This window comes from Mesorhizobium bavaricum, from assembly GCF_056781655.1.
The window spans coordinates 3,035,312-3,052,439 of the sequence record NZ_CM165566.1 but is presented as its reverse complement, the minus strand read 5'-3'; the positions used below and the strand labels follow the sequence as shown (position 1 = coordinate 3,052,439).

Below are 17,128 nucleotides of genomic sequence, written 5' to 3'. Positions count from 1 at the left end.
ATTCGCGATCAAGGCGAAAACGCCGATTGCGAACAGCCAACAACGAAAACAAACAGAGGAGAACGACATGAAACTGATCATCACCGGCGCCCTTGCCCGCCTTCTTGCAACCACACTGCTCGCAACAACCCTTCTGGCAACGACGGCCGCAAAGGCCGAGGACATGGTGTTCACCAGCTGGGGCGGGACGACCCAGGAAGCGCAGACCAAGTCCTGGGCCGAGCCGTTCACGGCCGCCTCAGGCATCAAGGTCATGCAGGACGGCCCGACCGACTACGGCAAGCTGAAGGCGATGGTCGACAGCGGCAGCGTCAACTGGGATGTCGTCGACGTCGAGATGGATTTCGCCATCAAGGCGGCCAAGGACGGCTTGCTCGAGCCGATCGACTTCACTGCTGTGCCGAAGGCCGACCTCGATCCGCGCTTCACCACCGATCATGCCGTCGGCAGTTTCTACTATTCCTTCGTGCTCGCCTGGAACAAGGGCGCCGTTTCGGGCGAACCGGCCGGCTGGGCCGACATGTTCGACCTGAAGAAATTCCCGGGCAAGCGGACCTTCTACAAATGGTCGGCGCCCGGTGTCATCGAGATCGCCTTGCTGGCCGATGGCGTTCCGGCCGACAAGCTCTATCCGCTCGATCTCGATCGCGCCTTCAAGAAGCTCGACACCATCAAGTCGGACATCGTCTGGTGGGGCGGCGGCGCGGAGTCGCAGCAATTGATCGCGTCCGGCGAAGCGACGTTCGGCCAGTTGTGGAACGGCCGCGTCTTCGCGCTGGAGAAGGATGGCGCCGATGTCGGCGTCTCCTGGAACCAGAACCTGACCGCCGCCGACGTCCTGGTGGTGCCGAAGGGTGCCAAGAACAAGGCCACGGCGATGAAGTTCCTCGCCGCGGCGAGCAGCCCCGCCGGCCAGGCGAAATTCGCCGAGGCCAGTGGCTATGCGCCTGTTAACACCAAGGCCAAGGCCGAGATGCCGGCCGATGCCGTCAAATCGCTGCCGGACGCCCATGTCGACGGGCAGATCAATCTCGACATGAACTACTGGGCCGCCAATCGCGACACCATCGCGGCGCGCTGGTATGCCTGGCAGGCGAAGTAAGCCCGCCCTTGAACTGCAAGGAACGAGACGGCGCGCGCCGTCTCGTCCCGTAGCCCGGATCGCTGCCATGTCGGTCGAAACACGTCGGAATTTTGGAACGGTGCGGCTGCCGGCAGGCTTCAATGGCCTGCTGCCGGCCCTGGTTCTGATCGTGCTGTTCTTCGTCGTCCCGGTCCTGGCCCTGCTTTTGCGCAGCGTCACGGAGCCCGAGCCCGGCTTGCAGAACTACGCGGCCCTGCTTGGCGACGGCACTTATGCGCGGGTGTTCTTCAACACCTTCCTGGTCGCGTCGGTGGTCACGATTGTCACGGTCCTCGTCGCCTTTCCGGTTGCCTGGATGCTGGCGATCATGCCCTCGGCGCTGGCCTCGATCGTCTTCGGCGTCATCATCCTGTCGATGTGGACCAATCTCTTGACCCGCACCTATGCCTGGATGGTGCTGCTGCAGCGCACCGGCGTCATCAACCGGACGCTGATGGCCGCCGGGATCATCGACCAGCCGCTGCCGCTCATCAACAATCTCACCGGCGTCACCATCGGCATGGTCTACATCATGCTGCCCTTCATGATCCTGCCGCTGGTCGGCACGCTGCGGGCGATCGATCCGATGACGCTGCGCGCGGCGGCACTGTGCGGCGCCAGCCCTTTCCAGGCATTCCGCCGCATCCTTTTGCCGCTGTCGCTGCCCGGCGTGGCGGCCGGCGGCCTGATGGTCTTCGTCATGTCGCTCGGCTACTTCGTCACGCCGGCACTGCTCGGCGGCACGTCGAACATGATGCTCGCCGAAATGATCGCGCAGATGATCCAGTCGCTGCTCAACTGGGGGCTCGGCAGCGCCGCGGCCTTCATCCTGCTTGTCGTCACCATGGCGCTCTACGCACTGCAGCTGCGCCTCGTCGGCGCCAGGCGCATGAGCGGAGGCATCTGAGATGCTGCTCGACTATGACCGCATGGGATGGCTGAAAATCGCCCTGCTCGGCTTCACCGCGCTGGTCGCCGGCTTCCTCCTGTTGCCGGTCGTCTTCATCGTCCTCCTCTCCTTCGGCTCGTCGCGCTGGCTGGCCTTCCCGCCGCCCGGCTGGACGCTCAAATGGTACCAGGAGCTTTTTGCCGATCCGGCCTGGCTCGATGCGGCGCTGACCAGCGCCAAGATCGCCACCATGACGGCGATGCTGGCGGTCGCGATCGGCCTGCTCGCCTGCTTTGCCCTGGTTCGCGGGCAGTTTGCCGGGCGCGAGATCCTGCGCGGCCTGCTGCTGACGCCGATGGTGCTGCCCGTCGTCGTCTTCGCCATCGCCATCTATGCCTTCTTCCTTCGCCTTGGCCTCGGCGGCACCAGCATCGGCTTCGTCATCGCCCACACCGTTTTGGCACTGCCCTTCGCCATCATCCCGATCGCCACCGCACTCGAAGGCTTCGACAAGTCGATCGAGGACGCGGCGATCGTTTGCGGCGCAAGCCCGCTCGAAGCCAGGCTCAGGATCACCTTGCCGTCGATCCGGATCGGCATCTTCTCCGCCGCGATCTTTTCCTTCCTCGCCTCGTGGGACGAGGTCGTGGTGGCGATCTTCATGGCCAGCCCCAGCCTGCAAACCCTGCCCGTCAAGATCTGGGGCAGTCTGCGCTCGGATTTGAGCCCGGTGATCGCCGCCGCCTCCAGCCTGCTGGTCGGGCTGACGCTTGCCCTGATGGTGGTGACGGCGCTGCTGCAGCGAAAGTTCCGCACATGACCCAGCCCTTCCTCTCCATCCGCAATCTGCGCAAGGCGTTCGGGGCGATCACCGCCGTGCACGACGTCACCCTCGAGATCCCCAAAGGCGAGTTCCTGACCTTCCTCGGGCCTTCGGGTTCGGGAAAATCGACGACGCTCTACGCGATCGCCGGCTTCCAGGATCCGAGTTCAGGCGATGTGCAGCTGGAAGGAAAGTCACTGCTCGCCGTGCCCTCGCACAAGCGCAACATCGGCATGGTCTTCCAGCGCTACACGCTGTTTCCGCATCTGACGGTGGCCGAGAACGTCGCCTTTCCGCTTCGGGTTCGCCGCCGGCCGGAAGCAGAGGTGAAGAAGAAGGTCGCCGACATGCTGGCGCTGGTGCGGCTCGAAAGCTTCGCCGCGCGCTTGCCGGGCGCGCTGTCGGGCGGCCAGCAGCAGCGCGTCGCACTGGCCAGGGCGCTGGCCTACGATCCGCCGATCCTTTTGATGGACGAACCACTGTCGGCGCTCGACAAGAAGTTGCGCGAGGAAATCCAGGGCGAAATCCGCCGCATCCATCGCGAGACCGGCGTCACCATCCTCTACGTCACCCACGACCAGGAGGAAGCGCTGCATCTGTCGGACCGGATCGCCCTGTTCCGGGACGGCCGCATCGAGCAGACCGGCAGCGGCGAGGACCTTTATCTGAGGCCGGCGACCGATTTCGTCGCCGGTTTCATCGGCAATTCGAATTTCCTCGCCGCCGAACATCTCGATACCACCGACGGCACGGCGACGATCCGGCTGGCCGACGGTTCTGTCATCTCCGGCGTCAGGGCCAACGGCACGTTTGGCAACGGCCAGAAGACCAGGCTGATGATCCGGCCGGAGGCGTTTGGCATGGAGCGGAGCCAGGCGAGCGCCGAACTCAACGTCGAAATTGTCGATGTCGCCTTCTATGGCGAACGTCGGCGCATCGTCGCGCGCACCGCCGCCGGCGAGGGGGTCGACATCAGGCCGACCTCCGCCGCCATGCCGTCGCAGGATATGTCGTCCTGCAGCCGGCAGGTCTTTTTCGACCCGGCGGCAGCGTTTCTGTTTCCCGCCTGACGTGCCGCCTCCCTTTTCCTGCCATGTTGCACTGCGATAGATTTGTTGCATTGCGATATCATCCTGCCCGGCCGACCCTGCCAATGGGGCCGGGCCGATGGGGCTGGGCCAAAGGGTGGGCTTGCACGAAGGAGCCAAGGTGGCAGCATCGTTCCGGCCGGACATACAGGGATTGCGCGCACTCGCCGTCGGCGGCGTCGTCGCCTTTCATTTCGGCCTCTCCGGCCTGCCCGGCGGCTTTGCCGGCGTCGACATCTTCTTCGTCATCTCCGGCTGGCTGATCACCACCCACCTCATGCAGGAGATCGGCGACACCGGCGGGCTCGACCTCTGGCGCTTCTATGCCAGGCGCGCCCGGCGCCTGTTGCCGGCGGCACTGTTCGTCATCCTGGCCACGCTGGCGGCCGGTTATTTCATCCTCTCGCCGCAGGAGCAGGCGCTCTATTCGGGCGGTGCGATGTTCGCCTCCGCCTACGCCATCAATCTGTGGCTGCTGCGCTGGTCGTTCGACTATTTCGCCACCGATGCCACCAGCAATCCCTTCATCCACTTCTGGTCGCTGTCGGTGGAGGAGCAGTTCTACCTGGCCTGGCCGGCACTGCTGCTGCTGGCCGCCTGGCTGCGGCCGGGCCGGCGCACGGCCGTGGTTGTGATCGGCGCGGTGGGCGTCGCCTCCTTCGCCGCCTGCGCCTGGCTGACCAGCGCAGCACCGGCCTGGGCCTTCTATTTTTCGCCGCTGCGTGCCTGGGAGTTCGCCGCCGGCGGCCTGGCGACACTGGTCCCGGCGGCTTTCCCCGGGCACCGCGCAGGACTGCGGGCTGCACTTGGCTGGCTCGGCCTGGCGCTGATCGCGGCGGCCTATCTGTGGCTGAGCGAGGACCTGCCCTTCCCCGGCTATTATGCGCTGCTGCCGGTCGCCGGCACGGTGCTGGTGCTGTTGAGCGGCGCCGGCGAGGAGCAGGCTGGCAGGCGGATCAACGGGAGCACCAACTGGCAATCCTTTGGCCCGGCCGCCGCTCTGTCGCTGACGCCGCTGCAATGGATCGGCGCGCTGTCCTATTCGCTCTATCTCTGGCACTGGCCGGTCATCGTCTATGCGCAGATGCTGGTGCCGGATCTCACCGGCCCGCAGCGCCTCGGCTGCGGCGCGGTGGCGCTGGCGCTGTCGGTGCTCACCTATCATCTGATCGAAAACCCGGGCCGGCGCGCCGGCTGGCTGACGGCGGGCGCCCCAGAGCAGTTCATCGTTTCAAGGAAACGTCGAACCGCTCTGGCTCTTTTTCCTGGCGCAATTCCGGACGGAAAACCGCGTCTCACTTTTCCTGGAATTGCGCTGGTGCCCGCGCTGGCATTGACCGGTGCCGGCGTTGCGGTGGCGTATGCCAATGCCCATCTGGCACAGCGCAACATCGACCCTGAGCAGCGCGGCATCGAGCAGGCGGCCGAACAACCCTCCATCGCACGCGCCATCGACAAGAGCTGCCTGCTCGACTTCCACACGGTGACGCCAAAACCCTGCACCTTCGGCGCGGCCGACGCCGCCCACACCATCGTGCTGTTCGGCGATTCGCATGCCGACCACTGGTCGACGCCGCTGATCGAGGCGGCGAAACGCAACGACACCAAAGTGGTCACCTATCTCAAATCATCGTGCCGCGCCTCACGGCTCTCCACCTTCAACACGGTGCTGAAGCGCGACTACACCGAATGCGACGCCTGGCGCGAGCAGGCGATATCGGACATCATCGCCCGCAAGCCGCGCCTGGTGGTGATCTCGGAATTCTCCATCGGCAATCTGACGCGCGACATGCCCGCCGCCAGCCGCACCGCCGAGACCGCGCGCTGGCAGGCCGGCCTGCGCTCGACACTGCAGGCTTTCAGCCGCGCCGGCGTCGAGGCCGCGGTGATCCGCGACACGCCGATCAGCGACAGCTTCGCCGACTCCTGCGTGGCGCGCACGCTGTGGTGGCGCGAGGCGCCGTCGCCGCACTGCGACACGCCAAGGGCCGAGGCCGCCAATGACGGCGCCGCCGCCGCCGAGCGCGCCATCGTGACCAGCGTGCCCGACACGCTCTACGTCGACCTCACCGACCGCTTCTGCGGGGCGACCGCCTGCCACGTCTTCATCGGCGGCAAGCTAGCTTTCCGCGACCGCCACCATCTCGCCACTGCGTTTGCCGAGACGCTGGAGGGGCCGCTGGAGCGGGCGTTGTTTTGAGAGCGGCGAAGCGGTCCGCGCAAAACGGCGATCGGTGCCTCGCGCTCCAGAATCCAGAGATAGGTAATCCTCGCCCAATTGATCTTCGCCAGCTACACCGCTAGCTGAGGACTGTCCTTCTGGAGCCAGGTCATGCGCCATCTCGTTTCCTTCGAGCATTTCCTCTCGACTGGCACGCTGGGGCCGCTTTCCGCCGATCTTAACCTGCAGCAGGTCGCCGCCCTGCTCGGCCCCCCACAGCACTGGATGACCAAGAACGTCGAAGCCTATCCGCTCTACTGGATCTATGGCGACACGACTCGCTGGCTCAAACCGGCATTGGAGGTGGAGTTCTATCCGGACGCGCCGCATGCGATGCATATGTTTCAATTCGAGCATGCAGACATGCTTGAACACGAAGTCCATACTTTCGGCCAGGAGCTTGCGGTTTCAATGGATGGCTTCACCGGCTCGACCAGACCTTCGGAATTTCTGAAGCGCGACATGTGGAAGGGCCGCGACGTCAGGGTCTATTTCACCACGCATCATTTCGAAGTGACGATCGTCGCTGGTCAGGTGATGGTGCACTTCATGATCCACGACGGCGACCAATATGACGAGACGGAAAAGCAGACCTACCTGGAAGCATTCGGCGCCGATAGCCGCTTCGGCGACATCGACCAGCGCTGCGAACTGAACAGCATTGCAGCTGTGCCCAAGGGCGAGAACACCTCCCCTGGGCCCTATTTCGACATGAAGAACTGTTCTGGCCAAGAGTATTTGAAGGCGTTGGCGGGTTGATAACGCACGCTGCACTCTTCTTGCCGCTGGCGGCCAGCGCTGCCGGCCCCGTGCTTGCGGTATATCCGCCCCCTACCGCCACCCACCCGACGCCACAATCCGCTCCCCGGTCACCCAGCCCGCCTCGTCGGAGGCCAGGAACACCGCCACCTTGGCAACGTCCTCGGGCTGGCCGAAGCGGCCGAGCGGGGTGATCGCCACCAGCGCCTTTTCGTGCTCGCTGCCAACGATGCCGACGCGCTGCAGCCCTTCGGTGTCGACGCCGCCCGGCGCGATCGCGTTGACGCGGATGTGGCGGCTGCCAAGCTCGCGCGCCGTCGACAGCGTGATCGAATCCACCGCCGCCTTGGTGGCGGCATAGACCAGCGAGTTGGGCTGTGGGTTGAAGCTGGCGACCGAGCTGATGTTGATGATGCTGCCGCCGTCCGGCCCGAAATGCTTCACGGCTTCCTGGATGGCCAGCACGATGCCCAGTACATTGGTGTCGAATTCGCGGTGGAACTCGGCCTCGGTCACCGCCTCCAGCGGTTCGAACTGGAACACGCCGGCATTGTTGACGAGGATGTCGACGCCGCCGAACGAAACCTTCGCCGCTTCGAACAGGCCGCGCACATCCGCCGCCAGCGCGACATCGCCCTTCACCGCCACCGCCCGGCCGCCGGCAGCCTCGATGGCTCCGACGACGTGCTCGGCGCCTTCCCGCGACGAGGCATAATTGACCACCACAGCTGCGCCTGCCGCCGCCAGCCCCTTGGCAATTGCCGCACCGATGCCCTTCGAGGCGCCGGTGACGATGGCGACCTTGCCGTTCAGACTGCTCATCCATTCTCTCCTTGTGACCGTGACGATGAGCGGTATTTAAGCGCACCGAAAAAGCGTATTAGGCAGACCACCGGCTGTTCTTTCATGCCCAGAATTCCGGAATAAACCCGCTCTCGATAGGCGATGATGCCGCCATGACCACCATCCTCGAAAAAACCGCTGGCCTCGTCGCCTTCGTGCGCACGGTGGATGCCGGCTCCTTCCAGGCCGCCAGCCGGCTGATCGGCTCCAGCCCGTCGGCGGTGTCGAAAAGCGTCGCCAAGCTGGAGCGGCGACTTGGCGCAAAACTGATCCAGCGCTCGACACGCAGGCTGGGGCTGACCAGCGAAGGCATCGCCTATTACGAGCGCGTGGCGCCGCTGCTGCGCGCGCTCGACGATGCGCAGGATATCGTGCAGAGCACCGGCACGGCGCGCGGCCTGTTGCGCGTCACCGCCCCGGTCGAACTCGGCCGCGGCCTGATCGCCTCATGGGCGCAAGCGTTCCTGGCCGAGCAGCCCGAGGTGAAGCTGGAGCTCAGCGTCACCGACCGCCACGCCGACCTGATCCGCGAGAATTATGACGTGGCGGTGCGCATGGGCGCGCTGGCCGATGCCGGCCTCACCGCGCGGCGCATCGCCAGCCTGCCGATCGTGCTGGTGGCCGCCCCCGCCTATCTCCAGCGTCGAGGCCTTCCAGCCTCGATCGCTGACCTGCAGCGCCATGATGTCATCCGCTATGTCTCCGCCGGCCGCCCGCGGCCCATCACCTTCACCGACGGCACGCAAATCGTGCCCGACGGCCGCCTCGACACCGACGACGGCGGCGCCATCCGCAACGCCGCCCTGGCCGGCGCCGGCATCGCCCACCTCATGCAAGTCGCCGTGCAAGACGACCTCGACACCGGCCGCCTCGTGCGCGTCCTGCCTGATGTGCCGATGCCGACCATCCCGGTGCACATCGTGCATGCTTTTGGCCGGCAATTGCCGGTAAGGGCAAGGCTGTTCGTGGAGTTTCTGGCGAGGCAGATGGGGCGGTTGGGAAGGTAGCTCCCTTCTCCCCGTTCTACGGGGAGAAGGTGCCGGCAGGCGGATGAGGGGCAGCGCCACCATCGGAGGGCAGCCAAGGCTCACCCCACCCTCCGCCCCACCATCATCCCATAGTGCACCGCCAACAAATCCAGCCCCACCTTCAACAGCTTCGTCACCACATCCCTGCCCTCGCCGGTCTGCTCGGACAGGCTCTTGATCGAGCCGCCGGCGCAACAGACATTCTGCACCACGGCGGCGACTTCCCAATGGCAGAGCGCCCGGGTGGCGGCGGCGTGCGCGCGGCCGGCGGCCGCCACGCTGTCGGCGATGCCGCCGCCGTGGCGGCCGCCGTCGACGCGCTCGCTCCAGCGCATCGGCTTGACGCTGGCCTGCTGGCTGCAGCGGAAGTCCTCGCGGTAGCGCAGGCCGGCCTCGCGCTGCTGGCGCGACAGCGAGGTGATGCCGATGAGCGGGTCGACAGTGCGCACCCGCACGATGCCGCCGGTGGCGGTGTAGCCGTCGTTCGACACCTCGTAGACGCGGCTGGCCTCGAGCGTCCCGGCGGCCAGCCGCGTGCGGCCGAATTCGTCGTCCTTCAGCGCGAAATCATGGCCGATCTCGCGGCGGATGCGCACCTGCTCGGCCTCGCCCTTCGGCAGTTTTGGCCCCTGCGGCTTGGCGGGTCTGGTCTTCTTGCTCATGGCGTGGCTCCTCGGTTGGGCGGTGGGGTTATTTGGACGGGGCTGGCGGTCCTTCGCGCCGACCTGTCGATCAGAGATCGTCACCCTTTCAGTGGCCGCCCCAGCGTGCCCGCCGCCCTTCTCGCCAGCAGTTCGCGGATGGCGCGGCGTTCGCGCAGCTCGACGCAGAGCTGTGCGCTGGAGGGGCAGAACTGGGCGTTGCCGGTCTTCACCTCGCCGCGCATGAAGCGCTGGATGGCGGCCTGCAGGTCGGCGAGCTCGGCATCCTGCACGGCGCTGAGATAGCCGCGCATCTGCATGTCGACGTCAGTCAGCGCGGATTGCGGGAAGCATGAGAACATCGCGGCCAGCGCCTTGGTCGCCTGCTGCAATTCGGCTGCGGTCATGGTTGCGGATCTCCTCGATGATGGCGTTGGCGGCGTCGGTATGGGTTTTCGGCTGGTGCCAGCCGGTTTTCGGACTGCGCTGCGAAGAACGCTGCGCGTTCTCGCTGGAAAAATGCTGCGCGTTGTCGGGGCAAAAACGCCCCGCGTTTTCCCGGGAAAAGGCGCCAGCCTTTTCCCTATGGTTTCTGGACTCTGGAAGATGCCGCGGCAAAGCGCCGGCATTTGCTGACCCGTGCGCCTTTGTTTTCAAGGCGGTGGCTGCCCCGCCACGTGCGCCGGCGGCGGCCCTCGCCTCGCTCTTGACCTGGGCTTTGAGCAGCTCCCTGGTCAGCCGCTTGTGGCCGATCTCGCCGCCCTCGCGCTCGAAAAAGGTCAACAGATCGGCGCTGATCGCGCGCCACTTCTTCGCCGACAGGCGCGCCACCCGCGCCAGCTTGGCATCGTCGTCGGGCAGGCTGCCGCCGGCGTTCCACATCGCCATCAAAAGCAGCATGTAGGCGCCGATCTGCTCGGTCGAGAACTGCAGCGTGTCGCCGACGAAATCGGAGACGTAGAGCTGCATGAAAGGCCGCTCGCTCATCGCAGCACCTGCGCAGCCATATCCGCATCCGGGCTAAGGGAACCAGTGCGAATTCGCGACGTTATGCGGCGTCGATGAACACGGGAGACGTGCCGATGACCGCCTTCATGCCGATTACCCTGCGCTTTTGCGACAACACGACCATGCTGGTCGGCTCGGTGGCCGAAGCCGCCACGGCGCTCGGCAAGCAGTGGCCCGACAAGACAGCACCTGGCTATGTCGCGGCGGCCCGGCTCGTCGCCCTGGCCGTGGATGGCACCTGCAGCCAGCGCATCGCCTTCGACGCCCTCACCAGGGCGGCCAGGCAACAGAACATATTGCTGGCGAGACCCAAAAGCCGCGCCTATGACTGGCTGGACGCCGTTGCCGGTTCGTGAGCCGGGCGAAAATGTGATGCAACCGCCCGCCAGCATGGCGCGTTGCTCATAGCGAGGTTTCTTGACCCGCGCAGAGTGAAGGTGAACGCCGTGGGTACGATGAAGACCGGAGTGCCGCTCAAGGTGCGGATGGACGGGCAAATCGAAGAGATCGACTGCGTCAGCGAGGCCGCCGACTTCCTGCAGCGCTGGCCGCTCGAGCGGCGCGGCCATGTCTACCGCAGCGCGCTCAACGCCTGCAGTGCGGCCATTGCCGCGCAAATCTCCGAATCCGACGCCATGAAAGTGTTCACCGGCTTTGCCAGGGTGGCCGACATCCTGGAAGCCGAAGGCGGGCCAGCCATGATACTCGAGCCCAGGACCGTGCAAAGCCGCATGCCCAAGCAAGGCCGCCAGGCGCCGAAATAGGCTTGCTGCGCTTTCATTTCGATTGAGCGTCATCTCAAGATCCTCACACTGACGCTGCGATAATTGGCGGTTGAACCACTCGATGTGTCGGCCAGGCTAACAGCGCTGGCGCCGCCCCTCATCCGCCTTCCGGCACCTTCTCCCGTATAGTGACGGGGAGAAGGGATGCTCACCCCTACGTCGTCTCAAAAACGCGGCGGCGGAAGCGGGCCTGGTGGTAGGTGCAATAGCTTTTCAACGCCTTGGTGCGCATGCCGCAGCACAGCATGTCGGCACCCGGCCGGCCGCCTGGCGCATCCCCCTCTTCGGCAATGGAATTGTCAGGATCCTCTTGCAGCGTCAGGTCCAATGGCGCGCGGCAGCGGTCGAACAGGCAGTCGATGAATCGCATCGCCACGCCATGCGGCTGGCGGCCAACGACGGTGCGCTGCGGCACCGGCACCTTGAGGCGATAGGCTTCGCCGTCGGCCACCAACACGCCCACTTCGCGCACGAACAGGCGCGGCGGCAGCCAGGCCGGAGGCGGTTCGCGCCTCGGTCGGGTGACCGGTTTGCGCACGCCAGCGCCATTGGCCGCAAACGCAACGTCAACCCTGCCGGCAACCGCCTCGGCGGTCGTCCCGCCCTTGGCCGGCGTTCCGTTCGCCCGCTTGCTCACCGTGCGTTTGCCCGCAGCCCGCTTGGCTGCTGCCGGCCTGCCATTGGCAAGGCCGATCGCGCCCAGCATGGCGTTGCGGTGTACGATGCCGATGATGGCGTTGCGTGATACGCGCGCGCCGCGCAACGCAGTGAATGCCGCCGCGATCTTCGAGGCGGAAAGCCCATCCTTCAGCCAGCGGGCGATCTCTTGCAGTTCCGCGTCGGTATAGCTTGCCATCTCCAGGCTCCATCCAAGGTTCCGCCTTCGGCCTCGAGCCGTCAGGCAAGCGTCAGGGGTCGGCCCGGTTGGGCGGGCCTGGTCAGGGTTGTCTTGTCCGAGGGTCGGCTGGCGCCGGCTCCGCCTCAGCCGGATCTGGCTAGCTGCCCGGCCGGTTCAACAAGGTGCGAAAGCCGCGCCTCTGCCGTCTTATTGTCGAGGGCGCAAACCGCCCTGCCCGTCAGCGGGTCGAACGTGATGACGGTGCCGTCCTGCGTGCGGACGCAGGAGCGGCCAGAGGAACCGACAGAATCCGCGCCAGCGCCTTGCCGGCCGAATTGGGGGCCGGAGCCGCTGGGAGCGGCGGCTCCGGCCGTTCCGGTCGCCGGTGACAGGCGGACCGGACCCGAGGCTGTCGAGTCTTGAGCCTCGGGCTTCGCCCCGGCCGGGGAGGAGGACGGCCGGGACGGAAGGCTGGCGGTGACAGCCGCTGGATGTGCCTCATGCGAGGCCGGCGCCACGGCGCCATCGAATCTGGACAGGTTTTGCATGGTCATATATAAGCATAACTCAAAAACTTATGCAAGCCATTCTTTCATAGACGAGAGCCGCTTTCATCGCTCACATGGCGCCATGGCAAAAACGCAACTGTCGATCAAGGTCGGGGCAGCGATCCGCCAGGCGCGCAAGCAGCGCGGCCTGGTCATGCGCCACATTGCCGAGCACAACGACACCGATGTCGCCGCCGTCGGCAACTGGGAAACCGGCCGCAACCTGCCCAAGACCGAGAACCTGCTGAAGACCGCCGCCTTCCTGGGCGTCGATCCGGTGGCATTGGGCAAGGGCGAGGTCGTCTTCCTCGACGATGCCGGCCCGATTGCCGATGCGGAGATCGTCACCGATGCCGCTCCCCTGCCCGCCGGGCCGATGGACATCGAGCTGCTCGGTGCGGCGGTCGGCGGCGACGACGGCGATTTCACCTTCAACGGCGAGGTCGCCGGCTACGTCCAGCGCCCGCCCGGCATCGCCCATCTGCGCAAAGTGTTTGCGCTGCACGTGCTGTCCGATTCCATGGTGCCGCGCTACGAGCCGGGCGAGATGCTCTATTGCGGCGGCCGCGACGCCGTGCCCGGCGACCATGTGGTGATCGAGACCTTTCCGGAAGAAAACGAGCGCAACGGCAAGGCCTTCATCAAGAAGTTGGTCAAGCGCACCGCCGCCGAGCTGGTCGTCGAGCAGTACAATCCGCCCAAAACGCTGACCTTCAACCGTTACGCCATAAAACACGTCTGGCGCGTCATTCCGCTCAAGGAACTGCTGGGGTATTGAGGGCGTCTGTCCCTTCTCCCCTTGCGGGAGAAGGGAAACCAGCGCCGCCCCCCTCTCAAGCCCGCCTCGACCCCTCCAGCGGCACGTCGCGGTCGCTCAGCATCTGGGCTTCGCTGCGCACCCGCTGGCGCTCGTCGATGAACGCTGCCTGGATCGAAACCGCCACGCCCGGCAGCCCCTCGGCACGGCAGGCCGAACAGACAATGCGGCCTGAAAGGGCGGCCAGCGGCGTGTTCCCGGTCACCCCGAACCGTTTCAGCTGATCGGGCCGCCACCACCTGTTGCGGCCGCAATCGGCGCACTCGACCGATATCGAGGCGACATGCGCGATCACTGGTTCCTTGCCTGGCAATGCCATCGCCCCTCCTCGCCTTTTGTTCCTGATTTGTTCGTATATTCCTGCGTTTTCAACCCGGAGTCGAGTCGCGCTTTTCAAAGATTCCCAAAAAGTTTCTCTTCTGCATTTATTTGAGTTATGCTTATATCAACTCATAAATGCGAGTCGGGCGCGAACCACCCCGGCGCATCATATCCGGGAGCAACGATGGACGCCCTTGCCGCCGATTTCGCCCGCGCCTGCGGTTATACCGGCGACAGCCCCGCTCTGCTCGAAGCCTTCGAGGCGATCCGCCGCAACGGCATCGAGCGCGCCCGCCAGGATCATCTGAGACGCAAGGCCGTCATCGATGAGTTGAAGCATTCAGAGGCGCTGTTCCTGGCGGCGATCGGCCCGGCGCTGTCGGCGGAGGAAGCCATCGAAGACGCCGCCCGCTTCATCGCCTTCTGGCGCAACATGCCGCGCTGGCGCCAGGAGCGCCGCCTGCCCGACCTCATCAGAGCCAGACAGCAGCGTCTGGTGGCGCGCTACTTCCGCCGCTACGGTCACCTTCTGTGGGCGCTGGCAGCGGCCTGACGCCTCACCGTCGCACTCGCGACTTCAGCCAGCGGTCAAACGCCACCGCCAGGATCAGGATCAGGCCGATGACGATGCTTTGCGTGTAGGACGAGACGTTGTTGAACTGCAGCCCGTTCTGCAGCACGCCGATCAGGGCCGCGCCCACCACCGTGCCGCCGACCGATCCGATGCCGCCGAAAAGCGAGGTGCCGCCGATGACGACGGCCGAGATCACCGTCAGCTCGTAGCCGATGCCGGCCACCGCTTCGGATGAATTCAGCCGCGCCGACAAAACGAAGGCGGCAAGCCCAGCGAAGAAACCGACGATGACATAGACCGAGACCAGGATGCGGTCGACGCGCAGGCCCGACAGCCGTGCCGCCTCGGCATTGCCGCCGACGGCATAGACGGCGCGGCCATAGCGCGTGTAGCGCAGCACGATGTGGCACAGGATCGCGGCTGCCGCGAAGATGAGCGCCGGCACCGGCACCGGGCCGATCAGGCCGGTGCCGAACCAGCGCATCGAGGCGTCGAAGCCCGAGATCGGGCCGCCATTGGAGATGGTCAGCGTCAGCCCGCGAAACACCGTCAGCCCGCCCAGCGTGACGACGAAGGGCGGCACTTTCAGCCTGGTGATGACAAGCCCCTGCATGCCACCGGCAGCCGCTCCCACCACGACGGCGGCGAGCAGCGCTGCAAACCAGCCATAGCCCTGCGTGCCTGAGGTCGACAGCGACAGCGTGTTGGCGGTGCCGCCCTTGGCGACGACGGCAGCGACCATGCCGCAGAAGGCAAGCAGCGAGCCGACCGAAAGGTCGATGCCGGCGGTGAGGATGACGAAGGTCATGCCGAGCGCGATCAGCCCGGTGATCGAGATCTGCCGCGTGATGTTGAACAGGTTGATCGGGTCGATGAAGCTCGGCTTCAGCACGGTGAAGACGACGACCAAGGCGGCCAGGAACAGCAGCGGCCCGAAGCTCATCAAGAGCCGCGTCATGTTGATGCCGCCGCGCTGGTTCTGTTCTCCCGCCACGCTCATCGTGCCTGCCCCTTCGCGTCCTGCCCCCTCGCATCCCGCTTGTCGAGCGCCATCAGTTCCATCAGTTTTTCCTCGTTTGCCTCGACGCCCGGCATCTCGCCGGTGATGCGTCCCCGGCGCATGGTGACGATGCGGTCCGAAACCGCCAGCACCTCGGGCAGTTCGGACGAGATCATCATCACCGCGATGCCGCGCGCCGCCAACTGCACCAGGATCTGGTGCACCTCGGTCTTGGCGCCGACATCGACGCCGCGCGTCGGTTCGTCGACGATCAGCACCTTTGGATCGCGCGCCAGCCAGCGCGCCAGGATCACCTTCTGCTGGTTGCCGCCCGACAGGCCCTCGATCGCCTGCTCGGCCGAGGCCATGCGGATCGACAGCATTTTGCGAAAACCGGCAAGCGCATCGCGCTCGCGCCGCTCGGCCATGAAGCCGAAACCATTGCTGAAGCTGCCGAGCGAAGCGACGGAGAAATTCGGCAGGATGCCCAATGCGGCAAAGATCGCCTGGTGCTTGCGGTCCTCCGGCACCAGGCCGATGCCGAGCGCGATGGCGTCAGCTGGCGACGCCGGCGCGATCGGCTTGCCATCGAGCGTGATGGTACCGGCCGCGATGCGGTCTGCGCCGAAGATGGCGCGCGCCAGTTCGGTGCGGCCGGAGCCGACCAGGCCGGCGACGCCGAGGATCTCGCCGGCCTTGAGGTCGATATCGACACCGTCGAGCACGATCGCGTGCGGCGCCTCGGGGTCGCGCACCGTGCGCAGGCCGCGCACCGAAAGCCTGACATCGCCGGCGACCGCGCGCTGCGCCGGCCGTGCATAGAGTTCGGATGCGGCGCGACCGACCATCTTCTCGATGATTTTCGGCAGCGCGATCGGTCCGCCTTCGCGGTCGAGATGCCCGGCAAGCCTGCCGTCGCGCAACACCGTCATGCGGTCGCAGATGGCTGACGCTTCCTCCAGCCGGTGGGTGACGAACATGATGGCGACCTTGTCCCCGCGCAGCCGGTCCATGATCGACAGCAGCCGCTGCACCTCGGTCTCGGTCAGCGCCGAGGTCGGCTCGTCCATGATGATCAGCCGGCTTTTCAGCGACAGCGCGCGGGCAATTTCGACCAGCTGCTGCTCGGCCACCGACAGTGCCGACACCGGCGTCATCGGGTCGATGGAGAGACCGACGCGGGCGATGATCGCGCGCGAATCTTCCTCCATTCTGCGCCAGCTGACCAGCCCAAGCGGGCCGGTCGGCGCGCGGCCGATAAAGATGTTCTCGGCCACCGTCAGCGTCGGAATCAGGCTCAGTTCCTGGTAGATGGTGACGATGCCGAGCCGCTTGGCGTCCTGCGGGCTGGATGGATGATAGTCGGCGCCGTCGAAAATGATGTGCCCGCTCGACGGCGGCATGACGCCCGACAGGATCTTCAGCAGCGTCGACTTGCCGGCGCCGTTCTCGCCCAGAAGGCCGAGGATTTCGCCGGGCCTTATGTCGAGCGAAACGTCGCTCAGCGCCGTGACGCCGGAGAAATGCTTGGTGACACCCTCGACGGCAAGCAAGATGGGCTCGGGCGATGCGGCTTCAGCTGGTGGCAAGGGTTGCTCCCGGATTGCTGCAGGCGGCGGGACAGCGCCCCCCTCTGTCCTGCCGGACATCTCCCCCATTTGGGGGGAGATTGGCAGTCTTGCCGGCAGCGCCTCTTCTGCAAGGCTGGCGATTGGCGAAAGCCAAAGCGAAGGCCGATCTCGCCCCTCGTGGGAGAGATGTCCGGCAGGACAGGGGGAGGCGCGACAAAGCGCGACCTCCATCCGCCATGCGCCTGACTCTC

General features: G+C 65.8%; 19 protein-coding genes. 11 read left to right on the top strand and 8 right to left on the bottom strand.

Annotation, left to right across the window (positions count from 1 at the left end):
* The first annotated feature begins 67 nt into the window (after positions 1-67).
* The 6 genes from AC1RZR_RS14905 to AC1RZR_RS14880 all read left to right on the top strand — a co-directional run bounded on the left by AC1RZR_RS14905 (position 68) and on the right by AC1RZR_RS14880 (position 6,903).
* The gene (locus tag AC1RZR_RS14905) at positions 68-1,102 is read left to right on the top strand and encodes an ABC transporter substrate-binding protein (protein WP_481828760.1); all 1,035 of its coding nucleotides are present in this window, start codon (positions 68-70) and stop codon (positions 1,100-1,102) included.
* 67 nt (positions 1,103-1,169) lie between these two features.
* Positions 1,170-2,030 (top strand): ABC transporter permease, encoded by an 861-nt coding sequence (locus AC1RZR_RS14900; protein ID WP_477278315.1) that lies wholly within the window; start codon positions 1,170-1,172, stop codon positions 2,028-2,030.
* Between the two features lies 1 nt (position 2,031).
* Positions 2,032-2,832, top strand: coding sequence for an ABC transporter permease (locus AC1RZR_RS14895; RefSeq protein WP_481828759.1), 801 nt, complete (start codon positions 2,032-2,034; stop codon positions 2,830-2,832).
* The gene (locus AC1RZR_RS14890) at positions 2,829-3,905 is read left to right on the top strand and encodes an ABC transporter ATP-binding protein (protein ID WP_477278311.1); all 1,077 of its coding nucleotides are present in this window, start codon (positions 2,829-2,831) and stop codon (positions 3,903-3,905) included. The genes AC1RZR_RS14895 and AC1RZR_RS14890 overlap by 4 nt, the downstream gene beginning before the upstream one ends.
* A gap of 139 nt (positions 3,906-4,044) precedes the next feature.
* Positions 4,045-6,123, top strand: a complete 2,079-nt coding sequence (locus AC1RZR_RS14885; protein WP_481828758.1) for an acyltransferase family protein — start codon at positions 4,045-4,047, stop codon at positions 6,121-6,123.
* Positions 6,124-6,255: 132 nt separating this feature from the next.
* Complete coding sequence (locus tag AC1RZR_RS14880; RefSeq protein ID WP_481828757.1) at positions 6,256-6,903, top strand: hypothetical protein; 648 nt, start codon at positions 6,256-6,258, stop codon at positions 6,901-6,903.
* Positions 6,904-6,975: 72 nt separating this feature from the next.
* On the opposite strand, the gene AC1RZR_RS14875 is transcribed toward AC1RZR_RS14880, so the two are convergent.
* Complete coding sequence (locus AC1RZR_RS14875; protein ID WP_481828756.1) at positions 6,976-7,725, bottom strand: SDR family NAD(P)-dependent oxidoreductase; 750 nt, start codon at positions 7,723-7,725, stop codon at positions 6,976-6,978.
* A gap of 134 nt (positions 7,726-7,859) precedes the next feature.
* On the opposite strand from AC1RZR_RS14875, the gene AC1RZR_RS14870 reads away from it, so the two are divergent.
* A complete protein-coding gene (locus AC1RZR_RS14870; protein WP_481828755.1) occupies positions 7,860-8,753 on the top strand; it encodes a LysR family transcriptional regulator in 894 nt (297 codons plus the stop codon).
* Positions 8,754-8,833: 80 nt separating this feature from the next.
* On the opposite strand, the gene AC1RZR_RS14865 is transcribed toward AC1RZR_RS14870, so the two are convergent.
* The 3 genes from AC1RZR_RS14865 to AC1RZR_RS14855 form a co-directional block, all read right to left on the bottom strand.
* Positions 8,834-9,436 (bottom strand): DUF6456 domain-containing protein, encoded by a 603-nt coding sequence (locus AC1RZR_RS14865; protein WP_481828754.1) that lies wholly within the window; start codon positions 9,434-9,436, stop codon positions 8,834-8,836.
* Between the two features lie 80 nt (positions 9,437-9,516).
* Positions 9,517-9,822 carry a hypothetical protein gene (locus AC1RZR_RS14860; RefSeq protein ID WP_481828753.1) on the bottom strand — a complete coding sequence of 102 codons (306 nt, stop codon included), beginning with the start codon at positions 9,820-9,822 and terminating at the stop codon, positions 9,517-9,519.
* Complete coding sequence (locus AC1RZR_RS14855) at positions 9,743-10,402, bottom strand: YdaU family protein (protein ID WP_481828752.1); 660 nt, start codon at positions 10,400-10,402, stop codon at positions 9,743-9,745. The genes AC1RZR_RS14860 and AC1RZR_RS14855 overlap by 80 nt, the downstream gene beginning before the upstream one ends.
* A 74-nt stretch (positions 10,403-10,476) precedes the next feature.
* Here AC1RZR_RS14855 and AC1RZR_RS14850 point away from each other — a divergent pair, with 74 nt between their 5' ends.
* Together AC1RZR_RS14850 and AC1RZR_RS14845 are read left to right on the top strand one after the other, a co-directional pair.
* Positions 10,477-10,779: a DUF982 domain-containing protein gene (locus AC1RZR_RS14850; protein ID WP_481828751.1), complete on the top strand. Its 303-nt coding sequence runs from the start codon at positions 10,477-10,479 to the stop codon at positions 10,777-10,779.
* Between the two features lie 99 nt (positions 10,780-10,878).
* Positions 10,879-11,187, top strand: coding sequence for a DUF982 domain-containing protein (locus AC1RZR_RS14845; RefSeq protein WP_477278647.1), 309 nt, complete (start codon positions 10,879-10,881; stop codon positions 11,185-11,187).
* A gap of 175 nt (positions 11,188-11,362) precedes the next feature.
* On the opposite strand, the gene AC1RZR_RS14840 is transcribed toward AC1RZR_RS14845, so the two are convergent.
* Positions 11,363-12,064 carry a GcrA cell cycle regulator gene (locus AC1RZR_RS14840; RefSeq protein ID WP_481828750.1) on the bottom strand — a complete coding sequence of 234 codons (702 nt, stop codon included), beginning with the start codon at positions 12,062-12,064 and terminating at the stop codon, positions 11,363-11,365.
* 612 nt (positions 12,065-12,676) lie between these two features.
* Here AC1RZR_RS14840 and AC1RZR_RS14835 point away from each other — a divergent pair.
* On the top strand, positions 12,677-13,372 hold the full coding sequence (locus AC1RZR_RS14835) for an XRE family transcriptional regulator (protein ID WP_481828749.1): 696 nt from the start codon (positions 12,677-12,679) through the stop codon (positions 13,370-13,372).
* Between the two features lie 55 nt (positions 13,373-13,427).
* Here the strand turns inward: AC1RZR_RS14835 and AC1RZR_RS14830 are convergent, their stop codons facing one another.
* Positions 13,428-13,730 (bottom strand): hypothetical protein, encoded by a 303-nt coding sequence (locus tag AC1RZR_RS14830; protein WP_481828748.1) that lies wholly within the window; start codon positions 13,728-13,730, stop codon positions 13,428-13,430.
* 186 nt (positions 13,731-13,916) lie between these two features.
* Here AC1RZR_RS14830 and AC1RZR_RS14825 point away from each other — a divergent pair, with 186 nt between their 5' ends.
* The gene (locus tag AC1RZR_RS14825; protein ID WP_481828747.1) at positions 13,917-14,285 is read left to right on the top strand and encodes a hypothetical protein; all 369 of its coding nucleotides are present in this window, start codon (positions 13,917-13,919) and stop codon (positions 14,283-14,285) included.
* Between the two features lie 4 nt (positions 14,286-14,289).
* Here the strand turns inward: AC1RZR_RS14825 and AC1RZR_RS14820 are convergent, their stop codons facing one another.
* Positions 14,290-15,306, bottom strand: coding sequence for an ABC transporter permease (locus AC1RZR_RS14820; protein ID WP_477278285.1), 1,017 nt, complete (start codon positions 15,304-15,306; stop codon positions 14,290-14,292).
* Positions 15,303-16,955 (bottom strand): sugar ABC transporter ATP-binding protein, encoded by a 1,653-nt coding sequence (locus tag AC1RZR_RS14815; RefSeq protein ID WP_477278283.1) that lies wholly within the window; start codon positions 16,953-16,955, stop codon positions 15,303-15,305. Before AC1RZR_RS14815 ends, AC1RZR_RS14820 begins: the two co-directional genes overlap by 4 nt.
* Positions 16,956-17,128: the final 173 nt, after the last annotated feature.